Origin of the sequence: Candidatus Accumulibacter sp. ACC003 (genome assembly GCF_907163085.1) — a bacterium.
Lineage (GTDB): Bacteria > Pseudomonadota > Gammaproteobacteria > Burkholderiales > Rhodocyclaceae > Accumulibacter.
This window is the reverse complement of sequence record NZ_CAJQTX010000005.1, coordinates 17,686-36,357: the sequence shown is the minus strand read 5'-3', so window position 1 is coordinate 36,357 and position 18,672 is coordinate 17,686. Positions and strand designations below refer to the sequence as shown.

General features: G+C 60.3%; 15 protein-coding genes and 2 pseudogenes. 13 read left to right on the top strand and 4 right to left on the bottom strand.

What is annotated here, in order from left to right:
* Nucleotides 1-92: 92 nt before the first annotated feature.
* The 7 genes and pseudogenes from QZ656_RS10000 to arsC all read left to right on the top strand — a co-directional run bounded on the left by QZ656_RS10000 (nt 93) and on the right by arsC (nt 4,960).
* The gene (locus QZ656_RS10000; protein ID WP_291993258.1) at nt 93-656 is read left to right on the top strand and encodes an acetate uptake transporter; all 564 of its coding nucleotides are present in this window, start codon (nt 93-95) and stop codon (nt 654-656) included.
* A gap of 83 nt (nt 657-739) precedes the next feature.
* Nucleotides 740-1,294, top strand: a complete 555-nt coding sequence (locus QZ656_RS09995; RefSeq protein ID WP_291993257.1) for a cache domain-containing protein — start codon at nt 740-742, stop codon at nt 1,292-1,294.
* Nucleotides 1,295-1,463: 169 nt separating this feature from the next.
* Nucleotides 1,464-1,619, top strand: a pseudogene (locus QZ656_RS09990) (HipA N-terminal domain-containing protein); the annotation flags it as partial.
* Complete coding sequence (locus QZ656_RS09985) at nt 1,564-1,809, top strand: hypothetical protein (RefSeq protein WP_291993856.1); 246 nt, start codon at nt 1,564-1,566, stop codon at nt 1,807-1,809. The pseudogene QZ656_RS09990 and the gene QZ656_RS09985, both read left to right, overlap by 56 nt.
* 163 nt (nt 1,810-1,972) lie before the next feature.
* Entirely contained in the window at nt 1,973-3,178 is a 1,206-nt protein-coding gene (locus QZ656_RS09980) for an ABC transporter permease (RefSeq protein WP_291993256.1), read from the top strand.
* A 283-nt stretch (nt 3,179-3,461) separates the two neighbouring features.
* Nucleotides 3,462-4,496 (top strand): SGNH/GDSL hydrolase family protein, encoded by a 1,035-nt coding sequence (locus tag QZ656_RS09975; protein WP_291993255.1) that lies wholly within the window; start codon nt 3,462-3,464, stop codon nt 4,494-4,496.
* A 110-nt stretch (nt 4,497-4,606) separates the two neighbouring features.
* A complete protein-coding gene (gene arsC, locus QZ656_RS09970) occupies nt 4,607-4,960 on the top strand; it encodes an arsenate reductase (glutaredoxin) (protein ID WP_291993254.1) in 354 nt (117 codons plus the stop codon).
* 128 nt (nt 4,961-5,088) lie between these two features.
* Here arsC and QZ656_RS09965 read toward each other — a convergent pair whose 3' ends face one another.
* From QZ656_RS09965 to QZ656_RS09955, 3 genes are all read right to left on the bottom strand, one after another.
* Nucleotides 5,089-6,966, bottom strand: coding sequence for a glutamine--tRNA ligase/YqeY domain fusion protein (locus tag QZ656_RS09965; protein WP_291993253.1), 1,878 nt, complete (start codon nt 6,964-6,966; stop codon nt 5,089-5,091).
* A 53-nt stretch (nt 6,967-7,019) separates the two neighbouring features.
* Complete coding sequence (locus tag QZ656_RS09960) at nt 7,020-7,502, bottom strand: type II toxin-antitoxin system RatA family toxin (protein WP_291993252.1); 483 nt, start codon at nt 7,500-7,502, stop codon at nt 7,020-7,022.
* Nucleotides 7,503-8,468: 966 nt separating this feature from the next.
* Nucleotides 8,469-10,814, bottom strand: coding sequence for an NACHT domain-containing protein (locus QZ656_RS09955; RefSeq protein WP_291993251.1), 2,346 nt, complete (start codon nt 10,812-10,814; stop codon nt 8,469-8,471).
* A gap of 293 nt (nt 10,815-11,107) precedes the next feature.
* Between QZ656_RS09955 and QZ656_RS09950 the strand changes: the two genes are divergently transcribed.
* From QZ656_RS09950 to QZ656_RS09925, 5 genes and pseudogenes are all read left to right on the top strand, one after another.
* Nucleotides 11,108-12,820, top strand: coding sequence for an IS66 family transposase (locus QZ656_RS09950; protein WP_291992872.1), 1,713 nt, complete (start codon nt 11,108-11,110; stop codon nt 12,818-12,820).
* Nucleotides 12,817-13,674 (top strand): DUF4338 domain-containing protein, encoded by an 858-nt coding sequence (locus tag QZ656_RS09945; protein WP_291991652.1) that lies wholly within the window; start codon nt 12,817-12,819, stop codon nt 13,672-13,674. Before QZ656_RS09950 ends, QZ656_RS09945 begins: the two co-directional genes overlap by 4 nt.
* A gap of 545 nt (nt 13,675-14,219) precedes the next feature.
* A complete protein-coding gene (locus tag QZ656_RS09940; protein WP_291993250.1) occupies nt 14,220-14,399 on the top strand; it encodes a hypothetical protein in 180 nt (59 codons plus the stop codon).
* Nucleotides 14,400-14,444: 45 nt separating this feature from the next.
* Nucleotides 14,445-15,379 (top strand): annotated as a pseudogene (locus QZ656_RS09935) (site-specific integrase).
* On the top strand, nt 15,376-16,482 hold the full coding sequence (locus tag QZ656_RS09925; RefSeq protein WP_291993248.1) for a transposase: 1,107 nt from the start codon (nt 15,376-15,378) through the stop codon (nt 16,480-16,482). The pseudogene QZ656_RS09935 and the gene QZ656_RS09925 overlap by 4 nt, the downstream one beginning before the upstream one ends.
* A gap of 287 nt (nt 16,483-16,769) precedes the next feature.
* Here the strand turns inward: QZ656_RS09925 and QZ656_RS09920 are convergent, their stop codons facing one another.
* Entirely contained in the window at nt 16,770-17,201 is a 432-nt protein-coding gene (locus QZ656_RS09920; protein WP_291993247.1) for an SLATT domain-containing protein, read from the bottom strand.
* 345 nt (nt 17,202-17,546) lie between these two features.
* Here QZ656_RS09920 and QZ656_RS09915 point away from each other — a divergent pair, with 345 nt between their 5' ends.
* Nucleotides 17,547-18,611 (top strand): C4-dicarboxylate ABC transporter, encoded by a 1,065-nt coding sequence (locus QZ656_RS09915; protein WP_291993246.1) that lies wholly within the window; start codon nt 17,547-17,549, stop codon nt 18,609-18,611.
* The last annotated feature ends 61 nt before the right edge of the window (nt 18,612-18,672 follow it).

The window sequence follows — 18,672 nt, the reverse complement described above, 5'->3', positions numbered from 1 at the left end:
GAAAATCTCATCAGACGATGAGACGGCTGCGGCTGTCGCGGTCGGGGGGCGTCCTCGACCACTTCAAATTTTTCTTATAGTGGGGGTACTGTATGGCGGAGCAGAAGCTGGGTAATCCAGCGGTTGTCGGTCTGGCGGGTTTTGGCTTGACGACAATGATCTTGCAGTTTCACAACGTTGGCTGGATGGGGCTGGGGCCGGTCATCTGGCTCGGACTGATTTTTGGCGGGCTGGCGCAAATGATCGCCGGACTGCAGGAAATGAAGACAGGAAACAATTTCGGTTATTGCGCGTTCACCGCCTACGGTTGCTTCTGGATCGCGCTGACCTTGCTTCTGATCGGCAACCACTACGATATTTACACCTCCAGCAAGACCGACATCGGCTGGTTCCTTGTGGCCTGGACGCTTTTCACGGCAATCCTGTGGGTCGGCTCAATGCGGATTCACGGCGCCTTGGCACTGACCTTTACGCTGCTCCTGATCGGCTTCATTCTGCTCGATCTGGCGCACTTCGGCTATCCGGGGCTGACCGTCGTTGCCGGTTACGAGCTGATGGCCACGGCGGCGATGGCGTGGTACATCATGGCCCACATCATCTATGCTGACGTCTTTGGCCGGGACATCCTTCCGGTAGGCAAGCCCTGGATCAACTAGAAGCCGCGGTGACTTCGCCTGGCCCGACAAGGGCCAGAGCGGATGCCGTGGATAGGAGTGTACTGATGAGGAAGGAAGAATCTATGAACGCGAGGAAAACAATTCGCTTGATGGTGGTTCTGGCTGCGGCTGGTTTTGGCCATGCCGCGTTGGCTGCAGAAGCCGGCGCGGCGGCGGCCGACGAGGCGATCAGCAAGGTGCGCGCTGCGGCCCAGTTTCTGCACCAGAAAGGATCGTCCGGCTACGCCGAGTTCAACAACAAGGATGGCCGCTGGGTGTGGAAGGACAGTTATGTATTTGTCTATGATTGTCGTCAGGACCGGATGATGGCGCACCCGATGAGGCCCGATCTGGTCGGCAAGCCAATCATGCAGATTACCGACAACACCGGCAAGTACATCTTCCGGGAACTGTGCAAGGCCGGTGCCGAACCCCATGGCGGTTGGGTGGAGTACATGTGGTCGAAGCCGGGTGCGGGAGCGTTGTCCAGGAAACTTTCCTATTCGCTGGCAGCTGACATCGCGTTTGCCAGTGGCATCCAGGTCAGCGCCGGTATCTACGACGAGAAATTGACCGTACAGGAACTGGACAAGGTACTCGAAAGAATGTCCGATCCAGCCAAGTATCAGGCCTTGTAAGTCGCTGGCCGACGGCTGCGCGCGAGTGCTTGTCGAGTTCTTCGGCTCGCTCGGCGTCCGGCCGCACTCGCGCTGCCCCGTGCCTTGCACGCGGGCGGCGCGACACCGTCGCTGACCATGCCGCGAGCGACAGTACGAGTTCCCGGAGTTGCCGCGCGCTATCTTCCTCGGGCTGCCGGGTCTGCTGGCCGATTCGCTGCCGGATAAATTCGGCACGGCCTTGATCGATGCCTGGCTGGCGACGCAGAGCCGCCGGCCGGAGAGCTTCAATGCGCTCAAGCGCCTCTGCTACACTGGCAATCGCGGCATGGCTGCGCTGGAATTTCCGCCGCCGCTTCGATCGCCTGGCCGGTGGCGACAAGCTGCACATGCCGTCCTTGTGTGCGCTGGCACATTTCGATTTGAACCAGGCCGGGCCTGTGTCTACAAACAGGTGTAGGCTGACGATCCGTCAATTGCAGCTGCTGCGCGCGGCGCTCGATGAGCGGCTCCGGCTGTCTTTTCCCGAGAAATGAAGGTCAACGGACTCATCGCTAAAAATGCCGCCGGCGATCGCTTCGCCGATCCGGGCCCTGCGGCCGGGTGCGGGCTGCGTCTCGCGCCCGGCGCAGTGGCGAGCGCGCGGCGATCGCTTGCCGCGCCGGTGGAGTTGCCGCCCGAGTCTTGGCAGGCGCCTTGATGATTCGTCCGCGTGACTCGCTGCAACTGGCGCTGCGGGCGATTACCGCGCACCGCTTGCGCAGTTTCCTGACCTTGCTCGGAATTGCCGTCGGTATCGCGGCGGTGATCCTGCTGACGTCGATCGGCGAGGGAATTCACCGCTTCGTACTCGCCGAGTTCACGCAGTTCGGCACCAACGTGATCAGCGTATCGCCGGGCCGGACCAAGACCGCCGGGCACGCGCCGAGCGGCATCCCGACGTCGGTGCGACCGCTGACGCTCGATGACGCCCGCGCCCTTGCACGTCTGCCGCACATCACCGGCATGACCGCAACGGTGTGGGGCAATACCGAGGTCAATGCCAATGGCCGTCTGCGGCGGACGACCGTCAATGGCGTCAGTGCCGACATGCTCAAGGTGTTCAGCATCAAGGTACGCAGCGGCCAGTTCCTGCCCGCCGAAGATGCCGACAGCGCACGCGCCTTCATGGTTCTCGGTGCCCACCTCAAGGACGAGTTGTTCGGCAGCGCCAACCCGCTCGGCGCTCGCGTCAGCGCCGGTGGCATGCAGTTTCGCGTCATCGGCGTTCTCGAAGCCAAGGGGCAGTTTCTCGGCATCGACCTCGACGACGCCGCCTACATCCCGACGGCGCGGGCGCTCGAACTGTACAACCGCGACGGGATCATGAAAATTGACCTGTCGTACGAGGAGGGCGCGCGCGCCGCCGGCGTCAGCGCGCTGGTCGCGAGCACGCTGAAGGCGCGGCACGGTCGCGAGGATTTCACGATCACCACCCAGGAAGACATGTTGCGCACGCTGTCGAACATCCTCGACTTGCTGACCATGGCCGTTGGCGCGTTGGGCAGCATCTCGCTGCTCGTCGGCGGCGTCGGCATCGTCACCATCATGACCATCGCGGTCAGCGAGCGCACCGGCGAAATCGGCCTGCTGGTCGCCCTCGGTGCGCCGCGGCGGACGATCCTCGGCCTGTTCCTTGGTGAGGCGGTGGCACTCTCGGCGCTCGGCGGCGTGTTCGGGCTACTGCTCGGCTTCGCTCTGGCGCAGCTGCTCCACCTGCTGGTGCCGGCGCTACCGGTACACACGCCGCTCAGCTTCGTCGCCCTGGCCGAACTGATCGCCGTCGTCATCGGTCTGCTGGCGGGGGTCTTGCCGGCCAGGCGCGCGGCCAGGCTCGACGCCGTCGAGGCGCTGCGCGCCGAATGAAACGCCGCCACCAACAGTGGCGGGTCATGGCAATGACGTTCTCGGTGCGTGCCGCGCGTTGTTTACGTGGACTGTCGGAAAATTTTACACCTGGCGTGCTCTTGCTCCTGCCGATCAACGAGAGACGTATATAAAACAGTACGATATCGTCCATGGCTCAAGTTTTGCTTGCGACCATCTGTCCGTTCAAAATGCCGCTCTGGCGCCGCGCCAGCAGTTGCCAGCGGCCTGCGATTGATTCCTGACTTCTCGCGATATTTAACCGACCAAAGGGGAACACGCAATGAAGAAACTGCTTGGCGCGACGGCGCTATTGGCGTCGCTGGCTGTGCCGGTATCGGCGAACGCCGCGTTGGGACACCTCTCCAATCTGTTCGTTTTTGGCGACAGCCTGTCGGATGGTGGTAACAGCGGCCTGGCGACCGGCGATATATTCACCTTCCCGCCGCCACCGTACTACAACGGCCAGTACTCGAACGGCCCGGTCGCCGTCGAATACCTGTGGAAAAGCTATAACCCCGGCGACTCCAGCTTCAGACCTTCTCTGGCCGGCGGCACCAATTACGCGATCGGCGGTGCGACGAGCGGTCTGGCGAGTTACAATTCGATCAATCCCAAGGTGCCGGTTTTTCTGCAGCCGGTCTATGACAACCTTGGTGAGGCTTGGCAGCTCAAAACTTTTGCGGCACAGAGTCCAGCCTTCGACCCGGCGACTTCGCTGTTTGTCATCTGGACCTTCCCGAACGACATCTTCTATTGGCAGGGCAGCGGCGGTATGCTGCCGGGCACGGCGACAGGCTCATCGGGCGGCTTTGGGGGCATCCCGGAGCTGATCGGCAATGGTGTCATGAACATCGTAAGCACTGTCCTGGGTCTGGCACAGGCCGGTGCGCAGCACTTCCTGGTCCCGAACATGTTCGATCTCAGCCAGACCCCCGCGTTTCTCGGCGAGAAGAAAATGGGGGAACTGAGCGGCGCGTTCAACTACGCTCTGGGTGATGCCCTTACCGCCCTTGACGCAGCTCTGCCGTCTGCCGAAATCATCCAGTTCGATAGCGCCGCATTTCTCAACAAGATTCTTGCCAATCCTGCTGCCTATGGAATGACGGTGACCAACAAGTCCTGTGTCGACAACTTCAATCTGTGCGAAGGCAACGAGAACGAATGGCTGTTCTGGGACAGCGTGCATCCGACGACCAAGGCGCACGAGATTCTGGCCGCACAGTTCCGCGCGGCGGTGCCCGAGCCAGGCACCATCGTTCTTTTTGCCCTCGGCCTGTTCGGCCTGGCCGCGGCGCGCCAACGCAAGTTGCTGTAGGCTACCGCAACTTACTACACAAGCCCCGCTCAGGCGGGGCTTGTCGCTTGCGAGCTCGCTTTGCCGTGCGGCGTCGCGAGCGGCAAAGTCAAAATTGACGAGGAAGCCCGATGAGCGACGTTGCACTTCGTATCTATCACAACAAGCGCTGCTCGAAGAGCCGCGCCGCCTGCCAGCTGATCGCCGACAAGGGCGTCGACGTCGAGATCATCGACTATCTGGCGACGCCGCTGAGCCGCGAAGAACTGCGCGAATTGCTGCAGAAGCTCGGCATGAAGCCCGAGCAACTCGTTCGCCGCGGCGAAGCCGTCTTCAAGGAGCACTACGCCGGCCGCGTGCTGATCGACGACGAATGGCTGGAAGCGCTGGCGACGCATCCGATTCTGATCGAGCGGCCAATCGTCGTGCGCGGCCAGCAGGCGGTTCTCGGAAGGCCGCCGGAGAAGGTGCTGGAGCTGCTTTAGGCGCGACGGCTCGGGCTTGGGCCGCCGTCATTGCGAGCGTAGCGAAGCAATCCAGGACCAGCGGCGCTGGCGGCGGTCGCCACGGTCGGCGTAGCGAGAATTGCTGTTCGCGTCACGCCAGCACCGGCTCACTTGCGCGCGCCGCCCTTCGCCGACCACGAATCCCTGAGCGTCACCGTGCGGTTGAACACCGGCGTGCCGGCTTGCGAATCGACGCGATCGGCGACGAAGTAGCCGTGCCGTTCGAACTGGAAGCATTCTTCGGCCTGAACATTCTTCAGCGACGGTTCGAGCCAGGCCTTGATGACCCGCACGCTGTCCGGATTGAGGTCGTCACGGAAGTCACGCTCAACGCCTTCGGCGTCACCTTCACGCCGGGCGCCCGGCGTGGGAAGCGCGAACAGCCGGTCGTACAGTCGCACTTCGGCGGGGCAGGCGTCGCGCAGCGAAATCCAGTGCAGGTTGCCCTTGACCTTGTAGCTGTCGGCGCCGGCGGTGCCGCTCTTCGAGTCCGGCAGGTATTGGCAATGGACGGCGCTGACCGCGCCGTCTTCGTCGCAGTCGAAACCCGTGCAGCGGATCACGTAGGCGTAGCGCAGGCGGGCCATGATGCCGGGGGAGAGGCGATGATAGCCCTTGCTCGGCTGCGCCATGAAGTCTTCGCGCTCGATCCACAGCTCGCGGCCAAAAGGCAGCGCGCGCTTGCCGGCTGCCGGCTTTAGCGGGTGATTGGGTGCGAAGCAGTCTTCGCGGCCGTCGGCGGGGTAGTTGTCGATGATCAGCTTGAGCGGGTCGAGGACCGCGACGCGGCGCTCGGCGGCTTCATTGAGGACTTCGCGCATGCAGTCTTCAAGCAGCGAGTAGTCGATCAGCGAGTCCGATTTGGAAACGCCGACGCGCTCGGCAAACAGGCGAAAACCCGCCGCCGGGTAGCCGCGGCGGCGCGCGCCGACGAGCGTCGGCAGGCGCGGGTCGTCCCAGCCGGTCACGTGCTTTTCCTCGACCAGCTGGATCAGCTTGCGTTTCGAGAGAACGATGTAGCTCAGGTTGAGGCGCGAGAATTCGATCTGCTGTGGCAGCGGCCGTTGCAACAGTCCGCCCTCGGCGAGGCGTTCGAGCAGCCAGTCGTAGAACGGGCGCTGGTCGGCGAACTCGAGCGTACAGATCGAGTGCGTGATATTTTCCAGAGCGTCTTCGATCGGGTGTGCGTAGGTGTACATCGGGTAGACGCACCAGCGGTCGCCGGTATTGTGGTGGCTGGCGTGGCGGATACGGTAGATCGCCGGGTCGCGCAGGTTGATGTTCGCCGACGCCATGTCAATGCGCGCGCGCAGGATGTGCGTGCCGTCGGCAAACTCGCCCTGCTGCATGCGCTTGAAGAGGTCCATGCTCTCGTCGGCGCTGCGTTGGCGAAACGGCGAGTCGGCGCCGGCTTCGGTGAGCGTGCCGCGGCTGGCGCGCATTTCGTCGGCGCTCTGGCTGTCGACGTAGGCGTGGCCGCTGCTGATCAGGTATTCGGCGAACTCGACCATCCAGGTGAAGTAGTTGGACGCGAAATAGAGGTTGCACTCTTGCTCGGACTGGCCTTCGCTGATCGCTCCTTCCCAGGAATAGCCGAGCCAACGCACCGAATCGACGATTGAATCGACGTATTCCTGCTCTTCCTTTTCCGGATTGGTGTCGTCGAAGCGCAGGTGGCAGCGGCCGCCGTAGTCCTGCGCCAAGCCGAAGTTCAAGCAGATCGACTTGGCATGGCCGAAGTGCAGGTAGCCGTTCGGCTCGGGCGGAAAGCGCGTGCGAATCTTCGCCGGATCGAGCTCGCCGGTGAGTTGCTGTGCGCTCGGGCCGGGAGCGCCCGACCACTGGCGCGCCGCGTGTTTGCCGGCCGCGAGATCGGCTTCGATGATGTTGCGGACGAAGTTGGTGCTGGCTACGGCGGCGGCGTTTGCCGTCTCGCTTGTTGGCTTCTGGCTCACGGGTGGTCCTTGGTTCGAGAAGCTTCGCATTTTAACCGGCGAGCGTCGTCGGCGAGCCACTATTCCCGCGCTGCGGTGAGCGATTACGCCGCTGGCTCAGCCTCGCCAGCGTCAGCGCGGCCGCCCTGCCTGGCCTGGCCGGCCAGCGCGTGCGCGCGGGCCTCGAAGGCGCCAACCATGCTCTTCGCCATCGGCAGCACCAGCAACTCGATTACCGGCATCAGGAACAGCGAGCGCGTTTCGCAGTCGAGCGCGAAATCGACGTGGCACTGATCGTCGGGCAAAGGCGTAAAGACCCAGCGGATATCGAAACGGCAGAACGAGCGATCGTCCGACACGACCTGAATTCGCCGTGGGCGATCGAGCTCGGTGCGCGTCCGGAAGCGATGCGTCAAGAGACCCAAAGCCAGCCGCTGCTCGGTTTCGTAAGCGTTGTCGTCGCGCTGCACGATCTTCGCCTCGAGCATCAGCGGCACGAACTCGGGGTAGCGCTCGACGTCGGCGACGACGTCGAACAGCCACTCGGGGCTTAGCGCAATGGTGCGGCTTTCGCGATGGTTTGCCATGGTGCTACCTCCCGATTGCTGTGTCGCTGGCCAGGCTCGTCGCCGGCAGATTCCGGTAGCGCGATCGCCGGATCAGGAGCGCGCTGCTGTTGAGCGGCGGCACGCAGGTGCAAGGGCTTCGATGATAGCAATGTTGACCGTCACACGGGCGTGCCGTTGCCCCGCTTTTGCCACATTCACGTTTTGCCGACGGGTAGAAAGACTGAAAACCAGCGCGCGAATGTCGAGCTGGAGCCGGGGCGGACGTGGGAGTACGGTGACCTTGAGTCCGTTCGGGTAGTCGACCATCTGCCATCACGCATCTACTGGCCCATGTTCTGGCAAGGACGGGCTGCGATTGACTAACCAAATCCCGACTGGAGCACCCCGGTATTCTGCTACATCTCCAAGGTGAGCCGCCAGTTCCTGCGCTTCTTCAAACACTGTTTTTACAAACCGGCCTCGTAGGCGCTCTATGGCGCACATCTGCGGCCATTGTTGTTAGCATACCTATGAGGAAGCCGGGCAACCTTGTTCCACAGGTTTAACTCCAAGTGCTATCGCAGCTATTTGCCATTAGGAAAGCGCTGATTTAATCGGAAACCGATATTGCCTCCCCAATAGCATCAATAGGTTGCGTGGCGGCTTTCTGTGGAGAATCGATTAAGTCAGGGTTTAGGTCGTTTGGTGTGGAACGGTGCCGATGCCTGTGGCGAGCCCTTCGGGCGCCCCCACCCCTGACCCCGCCCCCGGGGCGGGGAAGTCCTTGCCGCCGGACCGGCTCGGGGGCTGGCCGCGAAAAACCGCAACCGGCCCCAAGCCCTTGAGCTTACTAGCTTTTCTGGCGCAGTAAAGGGTCCGCTTCGCCGGGCTTTGCCCGCCCTTGACAGCGCCATCAACGCTCGCAATGCCGCTGGTCACGCTGGCTATGCCTGGGCAGCGGCGGAGGTCGATCGTGGCCCGTTCCACACGAAACGACATAGACCCTTAAGTCAGCGCTTCCTTAGTATTCGATTGAAATCGGGCTTTAAGAGGCTTCTCAAATAGGTCATTTATAGACTGACTCTTGCCGAGCGCCTTCACTTGCGTCTTTTCTGTGGGCAGTTTTAGCATGTGATTAAGTTTCCTCTCGTGCTCTTTAAGCAACGGAAGCTTCGCAAAGTCTTTGTTTGTATTCTGCTCAAGTTTGATGGCAATAGAAATCGGTAGTGGAAGCCTCTCTGCGCCATATGTCTTTATTAAATACTCCAATCCGCTGCGATCGTTTAGCTCTGCGGCGAAGCATGCGGCGAAGAATAGTGCCGCATGTTTAACCTCGTCAGTTAAAAGTTCCTCATCAATTCGCAGTAAAGTCGTAGTAATAGAGCGTTTGAAGTAGTCATAATCAAAAGATCTCCTGATAACTCTTTGGAAGAACCACAGCAGGTGCATTTCCGGCAGCTCTGATAGCTGTGCCAATGATTTTCCGCGCTTTGCCTGCTCATACAGATAGGCCGCGTCCACGAAGAGCCTAAAAAGATTCTCTTCAACAATATTGTATCGTGTCTGATAGCCAGAAAGAAAGTACTCAGGCATTAGCAGTATTTTGAGCCAAGCCTCGACGTCCGAAGTTGGTTGGTATGCCATCAAACTCTGTAAGTGTTCCTCGCAATCCCCAAGCAAGCCCGTTTGAAAGAATTGGACACTCACCCAATAAGGATCGAAAGCTTGCTTCGGAGATATCAGTTTGTGTTTCTTGTAACAACCCAATGCATACAAGTACTCCCCAAAGGATCTGTGCCTGAATGACAACGTACCACTGTCAGAGTCAACAAAAAATAGGCCGCTCTTTTCAAAGACCCGTTCTATCAGGGCGGCCAAATCGGTATTTGTGTTTCTCTCGGTGTGCCATGAAGTTATTCGTTCGCGTGCTTCGTTTTCGCTAATGTATATTAGGCGATTACCTAGCATAAAGTTGGCCAGATCCATGGCGACCTGTTCGGCATCACGGTATTCTTTCTCGGTGCATCCGCCTTTCGATATATCCCATCTTCCTAGAAGATTTTCGACGGATTTGGCGTAAAGTTCAGTGAGATTTGATGGAAGGTCAGTTGAGTTTTGCGCGATGAGCCTTGAGAGCAACGCCGCCGCGATTGGGCTCTGAGGAAGCTGTTGGAAGAGGTCAGATTTCTGAAGGTCTTCGAACAACCTCTTGGGAACGGACAGCTGTTCACACGCCTTCTCAATAAAGGCGATGAGCTTGTGGATGCTCAATGGCCGCAAGGAGTACCGCTGAGTTCCAGAGTAAATAGTCAATTCTTCGTCAATACGGCGTATCGGCCTTGAGGTCAAAAGCAGATAGTAACCGTCAGTGGATTTGGCTTCCTGAATCAATTGGTTGAGGTGATCAGCCCAATTTGGATACTTGCCAATCGCTTCGTCCAGACCATCCAATATGAACAAATATTTGCACTTTTGATGTTCGTTGATATTGAAAAATGGCGCCGTCGACGTCCCTAGGAGAGCAGAGAGCGTCTGATCGCGGTCGAGAACAGTCCTAAACGTTTCGAACACTGGGAGGACAGCGGAATGCTTAAACCTGTCTGGCCCGCAGAAATGCATTGCGATGTGTCTTGCGGTCTTAGATTTTCCGAAACCCATTTCTCCTTCAAGGATGCTGACCTTTGTTTGAATAACTTCTTCCATAATATTAACAAAACGTGGCTTCGCAGGGCGTCTTGATTTAACAACGTAGTGAGTTTTGGCAAATTCCTGGATTTCAGGGGTGATATAAAAGTCGTCGCACCCAAGCCCGCCCAGTATAGTAATGTCACGTTCGAGCTGACTTATTTTCCTCGCGAGGTCGGCCAAGTAGCTTCCTATATCTGATGATATTGCGTGCCAAAAGTATGGTGCGTGCTTGTCAACAAGATCGGTTAGTTTTTCACCAGATATAAACTCAACTCTTTGCCCGGCGTACTTATGGTTAATTTTGTCCTGCGCATTGTTGCTAATCGTCGACGTGTTAACAACCCAGACTTCGGAAAGGCGAGTTTCGGTAGCGCCACCTTGAATTCTTCGAGGCAACTGGCATTCTTCTATTTGCCTGTAGATGTCATCGAGGTTACTAACAATCTTCCCCCTTTTTGCTATGACGCCAACCTGATGGCTTCGCTCAAGGGCTTTGTCTAGCCGGGTAATGATTAAGTCGGCACCTTTTTCATTGGGGCCGTGCGTGTATTCGATCTCCGTTACACCGTCCATGTGGCGAAAAGTGTCTCTGAGAAGGGGGTGAAGAACTCTGACCTCGTCATTTATATCGCTAATGATTCTGCACTTGTCGGAAAAATCCATTGTGTTCTCTCAGATCTTGTTTGCGTCCACGTGGGGTCGGGGCTTTGCGGGTTTGGGTCGTTTGGTGTGGAGCGGTGCCTATGCCTGCGGCGAGCCCTTCGGGCGCCCCCACCCGTGACCCCGCCCCCGAGGGGGGCGGGGAAGTCCTTGCCGCCGGACGGGTTCTGGGGCGGGCTGCGACGTAAGTATTCGGTGAACCCGTAGCCCCGGTTTTTTTGGTGGGCGAGCTTCCGTCAGCGATTGGCGGGCAGCCCGGAGATCTGAACTGGACACAGCAGCGGAAATCCGGCACCATGCGGCGCATGGGCACGGCTACGGACATTATCTGCGGAGGATCGGCGGCAAGTCACCGCCAAGTGGCGCCGTTCGCCGAGGTGTTGGTGACGTTGACCAAGGAGCAGGAAATCAAGCTCCGTTGGGAGGCCAACTTCTGGCGCAGCCAACATCGGCAAGCGCTGGTCCGTTTGGCGGAATCGGAGGCCGCTCATCGGGTGGAAATGGCGCGTGCGGCGGAGCAAGCGGCGGCGCGTGAGGCGGCCTTGCGTAGCGAGCTCGAGCAGGCCCAGGGCCGGATCCGCGATCTGCAAAAACGCCTGTTTGGTCGCAAGTCAGAACGCTCTTCGGGAGCCGAGAAGAACCCGGCAGCAGACCAGAAGTCGTCGCGGGGTCGAGGTCATCAACCGGGAGCAACGGGTCACGGGCGGAATCCGGAAAGCCACTTGCCGACGCAGATCGAGGTCATCGACATCGACTGCCCGCATTGCCCGGACTGTGGTCTGAGCTACGTCGACTTTCCCGGCACAGAAGACAGTGAAGTTCTCGAGATCGAGGTCAAAGCCTACCGCCGGAAGATCTGCCGGCGGCGCTACCGGCGGACCTGTCAGTGCCCGGGCGCCCGCGGCATTCTGACCGCGCCACCGCCGGCACGATTGATCCCGCGTGGAAAGTACGGCGTGTCGATTTGGGTGCACTTGCTGCTGTCGAAGTTCTTGTACGGTCAGCCGACGCATCGGCTTCTACGAGACTGGTCCGACCACCAACTGAGGCTTTCGGCAGGAACGGTGGCCGGCGGACTTCGTGCCTTGGCGCCGCTGTTCGAGCCGCTTGAAGAAGCACTGCTTGGCCGACTGCGTCGCGAGAAACAGTGGCACGCGGACGAGACTCGCTGGCGGGTTTTTGCCGAGACCGAAGGGAAGGTCGGACATCGCTGGTATTTCTGGGTGTTCCACGGCCCATCGGTCATCCACTTCGTGCTCGACCCGAGCCGCTCGGCGGCGGTGCCGATCCGGGAGCTCTCCGGTAGCGCCGGAGGAGTCATCATCTGTGATCGCTATTCGGCCTACAAGAAGCTCGCGCGAGTCCTTGACCACTTCATTCTGGCTTTCTGCTGGGCACATCAGCGGCGTGATTTCCTGGAACTGGCCAACGCCCATCCGGAGCTCGCGGACTGGGCACTGGCCTGGGTCGAGCAGATCGCTCAGCTCTACCACTTGAATGGACGGCGCCTGGAAGTCCGTAGCGACCCAGTACAGTGGGCCGAACGCGACCGCGCCTTGCGGCAGGCGATCACGCAAATGGCCAGTCAACGGGAAAGCGAACTGGCGAACCCGGCGCTCAAAATGCCGGCGAGCAAGGTGCTGCGAAGCATGCGCAAACATTGGTCCGGCCTGACCGTCTTTGTCGACCGCCCCGAGGTGGCGATGGACAATAATGCCGCCGAGCGCGCACAGCGCACGCCGGTGGTCGCACGCAAGAACTTCTATGGGTCGGGCAGTCTCTGGTCCGGCGCACTCGCCGCGACGATGTTCAGCTTGCTGCTGACGCTGCGCTTGTGGGGAATCAACCCGCGCATCTGGCTGACGGCTTATCTGGAAGCCTGCGCCGCCAACGGCAACCAGCCACCAGCGGACTTGAGCGCCTTTCTGCCCTGGGCGATGGCGACCGATCGTCTGGCCCAGATGCGTGCCATCCCGGTCAATCAGACACCTTCCATCGATAGCTCGTGAAGCCTTATTGCGGGCGCCACTTTACCGCCGACGAACTGCAGACGATCCGCGGCCTGATCGAGGCCCCTCCCGGCGCCAGCCGCGCACAACTCTCGCGTCAGGTGTGCGAGCTCTTCGACTGGCGCAAGCCCAATGGTGAGCTGAAGGATATGACCTGCCGGGTGGCCATGCTGCGCATGCAAGCCGACGGCCTGCTCACCCTGCCGGCTGCACGACGGACCGCTCCTCGCCAACCCGAGTATCGGCCCACGCACGCCACCGATCCACAACCCTTGCTCACTCAGCCGGTGCATGAACTGCCGCCTCTCTCGGTGCGACAGGTCGTCGGTTCGGCGAACTCGCGTCTGTGGAACGAGTACATCGCTCGTTACCACTATCTCGGCCACACGCCCATGGCCGGCAGTCAGAGCCGATACTTCGTCTTCGCCGGCGAGACACTCGTCGCCTTGCTCAGCTTCGCCGCCAGCGCCTGGAAACTCGCCGCGCGCGAGCAATTCATCGGTTGGCACGATGAGCAGCGACAAAGGAACCTGCAACTGGTGGTGAACAATGCCCGCTTTCTGATCCTGCCCTGGATCCAGTGCAAGGGCCTGGCCTCCAAGATCCTCTCGCTCATGCAGCGGCAACTGCCCAAGGACTGGCTGGCGCGCTACGGTTACCGCCCCGTGCTGCTCGAAACCTTCGTCGAGACCCCCCGCCATCGCGGCACCTGCTACCAGGCCGCCAACTGGATCAAGGTCGGCCAAACCGCCGGCCGAGGCAAGAAGTGCCCCACCAGCAAGCCCATCCTCCCGATCAAGGATATCTGGCTCTATCCCCTTCACAGAGCCTTCCGATCAATCCTCTGCCGCTAACCGGCCTCGCCAACGGCGCTGGCTCACTACGGGTTGGCCGAATACTTACGCTGCGACAAACCGCAACCAGCCCCAAGCCCTTGAGCTTGCTAGCGTTTCTGGCGCAGTAAAGGGTTCGCTTCGCCCGCCCTTGACAGCGCCAGAAACGCTGGCAACGCCGCTGGTCACGGTGGCTATGCCTGTTCAGCGGCGGATGTCGTTGCCCGTTCCACACGAAACGACATAGACCCGCCTTTGCTCCTGCCCTATACGTGCCATCTGGTTTTATACGAAGGCAAGAAGAAAGACCTGGCCCCGATGCGTTCGTGGCCCCGATGCGTTTGGTGGCCGGTTCCACACGAAACGACCTAAACCCAAACATGACGCCGAAGCTCGGGGCAGCGGCGAGCGGGCGAAGCCCGGTTGCTGACGTCCTCTGGAGCGCAGGGTTATACGAACTAGCGGATGCTCGCCAGGCATGAAGGGAATCCGTAAATTCCTCCCGCGATGAGTAGGGGTGGGACGACAACGCACACGATGTACAAGCCCCATATGTATAGGAAATATTGAATTCGGAATTTGAGCCACTTCAGGGTGCCTTGAAATCCCGTGAGATGGAACTTGTGCGGGTGCATGCTCTGAAAGTAGATATAGTCGATATCTTCGTGCTGAACCTCAAACTCATTGTTTATCTTGTTGGACGAAGCCGCTACGCGGAGGAAACCCCGGTGCTGTCGTCGCGTTGACTCAAGATGTGACCTCGCCCCTCATCCGAGGGACGTTCATGACGAATGCGAGGTTACCGCAAGATGGAAGAGATGTCCGCTGTCGCAACGACGATTTTTGACACGAACTACGAGCTGCACCAGAAGCACCTGAAGCTCAAGGGCTTGCAGCCGAAGACGATAGACGCGTATTCGCGCGCCGTCCGCCGGGTGGGAGATTACTTCGCTCATCAGATCGACGATCTGAGCGAGGCCGACCTGTTGGACTACTTTGCAGACCTGCGTGAGACGCACTCCTGGAGTTCGCTCAAGCTCGATCTGTACGGTCTCAAGTTCTACTACGAGCACGTGCTGAAGAAACCCTGGGTGGCGCCCGGTCTGATCAAGCCGCCGCGTTCACAGCGCCTGCCGGACATCGTCACGGTCGAGGAGACCGAGCGGATTTTCCTGGCCACGCAGGTGCTCAGTTACCGGGTCTTCTTCTTCACACTCTACAGTCTCGGCCTGCGCCTGGGCGAAGGTTTACGGCTGACGGTCGCCGACATCGACGGCGCGCGCGGGCGGGTGCATATCCGCGATGCCAAGGGCAACAAGGATCGCCTGGTGCCGCTGCCGACGGCCACCTACCGACTCCTGCGTTGTTTCTGGCAGCGCCACCGTAATCCCGTTCTGCTGTTTCCCAATCGCCGCGGCGGCTTGCCAGGTGCGAGCAGCGCCAGGACACCGCTCAATCGCAGCGGCGTTCAGAAGGCACTGCGGGCGGTGGTCGAATCCTGCGGGCTAAAAAAAACATTTCGCCGCACAGTTTGCGTCACGCCTATGCCACGCACCTGATCGAGGCGGGCGTCGAGCTCACCGAGGTGCAGAGCATTCTCGGCCATCAGTCGATTCTCACGACGGTTCGCTACACCCATCTGACGGATCAAACCCGGCATCACGCCATCGACCGCATCAACGCGCTGATGGACCGCTTTTGCCTGAGCAAGGGGACGCCGCGATGATCCGCCTCGGCTCTGTCATTGCCGAATTCGAAGCGGACTTCATGACGCAATTTCGCCACCGCCTGAGCTTCGATCAGCTTCGGGCACTCTCGGCGATGCGCGATTGCCGCGGCCCGGCCAGCCCGATGATGCAGCTCCAGTGCGAAGGCTGCGATCAGCAAAAACTCGTTCCGCATTCCTGCGGCCATCGCCTTTGCCCGCACTGCCAGCACCACGAGAGCCAGCAATGGCTGGAACGTCAGATAGAGCGCCTCGTCCCGGCCGACTACTTTCTGCTGACCTTCACGCTGCCGGCCGAATTGCGCGGGCTCGCTGCGGCGCACGCCGACGTCGTCTTCGATGGCTTGATGCGCTGTGCCTGGGAAACGGTGCACCGCTTCAGTCAGAACGACCGGCAGTTGCAGGGCACGCCCGGCGCCATCGCGGTGCTGCACACGCACTCGCGTCGGCTCGACTTCCACCCGCATGTCCATCTCGTCGTCCCCGCGGCAGCGATCGATGCGGCGAAGCAGCGCTGGCGACGCAAGCGGCGCGGCAAGAACGGCACTTACCTGTTCAACGAGAGGGCGATGGCCAAGGTCTTCCGGGCCAAAATGCTGGCGGCGATCGAGGCGGCCGGCATTTGCCTGCCGGCGTCCTATCCGCGGGAATGGGTGGCGCACTGCAAATCGGTGGGCAGCGGCGAGAAGGCCTTGATCTACCTCGGTCGTTACCTCTACCGCGGCGTCATCCGTGAACAGGACATCCTCGCTTGTAAGGATGGGCGGGTGAGCTTCCGCTATCGCAACGCACAAACCGGCAAGTCGGAAAAGCGCTCGCTCAGCGGCGCTGATTTCCTCTGGCTGCTTCTCCAGCACGTGCTGCCCAAGGGCTTTCGCCGCGCCCGCAATTTCGGCTTCCTGCACGCCAATTGCAAGCGCCTGATCAGTTTGCTGCACCGCTTGCTGAAGTTCGATCCCAGCCGCTTCACGCCGCCGCGCAAGGAGCGGCCAGCGATGCTTTGCCCGTGCTGTGGCTCCGTGATGTCAATTGTCCGGACGCGTATTCGATCAACATCGCCCGCCTTCGTCGCTGCTCCACCGCTCGTCGCGATCGCTGCCTGATCGTGTAAGCCGCCTTCACAGCGCTGTCCGGCCGCCTTTGGGACTTCAGTTTCCCCAAGCTGAGTGACGGGGTCGCCCGGAGTTCAGTGGCCGGGACGCCAAAACGGCCGGATTTGCGCGATCTTCGCTGACGGTGCCGCAGCGCGCGGCGACGGCCCGCTCCCCGCCCTTCGGCATTCATGCCTGCGGGGTAAATCCAAAAAAGATATTTGCAGAGGGCGCGCCCAGCGCTCCGGCCCGGGCTCGTCCAACAAACGGATCAGATCGTGGCTTCGCACGATCTATCCTTATTCGTTATAACGCCCGATAACGCCTTGCATGAACTCACTCGTTATCGTTTCGTATCGAATGGCCATTTTCAACTCATCGTGAAGCGGCGAAAGGGCTTGAGCGCCTTTGAGCATGCGGTCGGCTGTTACGGCGTAGTTCTTTGAGTATTCCAAATTGCTGAGAACGAGTATGAACACCGATGCATCTATCGCTAAAAAGTTGATGAAGTCAGCTAATCTCTTTTGTTCCGGGGGGATGGTCAGGAGCCAAATGCCGGCTATAATGACCGCCACCGCAAAAAAAGAGAGGACCATCTGAGAAGCGTGATTTTTCCGTTGTAGACGGCGGTTTGCGACGAAGCGAGAGCCTCTGCTTGCCCAAATCTTCATCAGATAGTAGTTTGCGTGCTCAATCTGAGGTGCTGTTTGCCGATTAATGTGGTCAGTCATACCGTTCGTTCGTATAATGTTTAGTCGGCACCGATGTCGGTATATATCTCGGCGCACAAGGGTGCATAAGCCGGATAAAAATGCGTAAGAATCTGTACTATATGCTGACGGCAAGCACGAACGCGCCTGCTCAGTCGCAAAAACACACCGTCCGAACCCAAGCGTTTCGGTCCGCCTGAAACCCCCACTGCCCGCAAGTTGTGTAGCATACGAACCGAAAACCAATCTGTCTACAGGAGTTACTCAACGCAGCTTGGTGCGACCATCGACCCAGCACGCTGCCAAGCCCGATAACGCCCTCTTGAGCGATAATTAGCGTTCGCTAATACACAAGGATTGCTCCCGATGTCCGCCGCTCTACCCGCACAGCCCACCTATCCGAAGTTCTCCGAGATCGTCCGTCACTTCGCCCCCGGCTGGTTTTCGGCAGTCATGGGCAGTGGCGTGCTGGCGATTACGACGCTGACGCTTTCTACACGTTGGCCGATCCTCGCGCCGCTCGCCTGGGGTATTCACTACTTCAACCTGCTGCTTTTCTGCGTGTTGCTCGTGCCTTGGCTGGGCCGCTGGGTGGCGTACCGCGAGTTGGCGCTGGCGACCTTTAAGCACCCGGTGCAGGCGAGCTTCTATCCGACATTGTCGATTGCCATGCTGGTCATCGCGACGGAGTTCCTCGCCTTTGGCGGCCAGGTCGAGTTGGCGCTGCTTTTCTGGTGGCCGGCGATGGTGCTCACCTTCGTTTTCAGTTTTGCCGTGCTCTACGCGATCTTCAGCGGCGAGCACGTCGCGCTGGAGCACGTGACACCAGCGATCTTCATCCCGGCGGTCGGCCTGGTGGTGATCCCGGTTGCTGGTGGGCCGCTGCTTGGCCACCTGCACGGGAGTGCGCGCGAGCTGGCGTTGCTGGCCAATGTCGTCGGGCTCGGTGCTGGTTCGCTGATGTACCTGAGCCTGCTGGCCCTGACGTTGCAGCGCAAGTATCTGGCCAAGCCTGCCTTCGGCCCCCTGGCGCCGACAGTGTGGATACATCTCGGGCCGATCGGCGCGATTTCCCTGAGCCTGCTGAATCTTGCCGAGCAATTGCCGGTGGCGGTGCCAGGCGGCACGCTGGTCTTCGTCAGCCTGCTCCTGTGGGGCTTCGGCGCCTGGTGGGTGGTGATGGCCGCGCTGCTCACAGCGGCCGCCTGGCGGCGGGGAATGCTACCTTTCGCGCTGTCGTGGTGGGGCTTCACCTTTCCGCTCGGGGCCTTTGTCTCGGCCAGCTTCCGGCTCGCTCATGACGCCAGCCTGGGCGGCGTCGAAGCGTTCGGAATCGGCTGCTGGTGCCTGCTCGTGGCGATCTGGCTGCTGACTCTGTTGCGGACGGCGAGAGGGGTGGCCAGCGGCGCGCTGTTTCGGCCAACTGCGTGAGTCAATGAGCGGCGATCCCGGCTGGCGGTCATGAGCACGTGGCCGGCCGGTTTGCTGGACT

Coding starts and splice junctions, on each gene's coding strand:
- QZ656_RS10000 (WP_291993258.1), top strand. CDS start 93: ATGGCGGAGCAGAAGCTGGGTAATCCAGCGGTTGTCGGTCTGGCGGGT.
- QZ656_RS09965 (WP_291993253.1), bottom strand. CDS start 6,966: ATGCGAAGCTTCTCGAACCAAGGACCACCCGTGAGCCAGAAGCCAACA.
- QZ656_RS09915 (WP_291993246.1), top strand. CDS start 17,547: ATGTCCGCCGCTCTACCCGCACAGCCCACCTATCCGAAGTTCTCCGAG.
- QZ656_RS09920 (WP_291993247.1), bottom strand. CDS start 17,201: ATGACTGACCACATTAATCGGCAAACAGCACCTCAGATTGAGCACGCA.
- QZ656_RS09925 (WP_291993248.1), top strand. CDS start 15,376: ATGATCCGCCTCGGCTCTGTCATTGCCGAATTCGAAGCGGACTTCATG.
- QZ656_RS09975 (WP_291993255.1), top strand. CDS start 3,462: ATGAAGAAACTGCTTGGCGCGACGGCGCTATTGGCGTCGCTGGCTGTG.
- QZ656_RS09995 (WP_291993257.1), top strand. CDS start 740: ATGAACGCGAGGAAAACAATTCGCTTGATGGTGGTTCTGGCTGCGGCT.
- arsC (WP_291993254.1), top strand. CDS start 4,607: ATGAGCGACGTTGCACTTCGTATCTATCACAACAAGCGCTGCTCGAAG.
- QZ656_RS09985 (WP_291993856.1), top strand. CDS start 1,564: ATGCGCTCAAGCGCCTCTGCTACACTGGCAATCGCGGCATGGCTGCGC.
- QZ656_RS09950 (WP_291992872.1), top strand. CDS start 11,108: ATGCGGCGCATGGGCACGGCTACGGACATTATCTGCGGAGGATCGGCG.
- QZ656_RS09960 (WP_291993252.1), bottom strand. CDS start 7,502: ATGGCAAACCATCGCGAAAGCCGCACCATTGCGCTAAGCCCCGAGTGG.
- QZ656_RS09955 (WP_291993251.1), bottom strand. CDS start 10,814: ATGGATTTTTCCGACAAGTGCAGAATCATTAGCGATATAAATGACGAG.
- QZ656_RS09980 (WP_291993256.1), top strand. CDS start 1,973: ATGATTCGTCCGCGTGACTCGCTGCAACTGGCGCTGCGGGCGATTACC.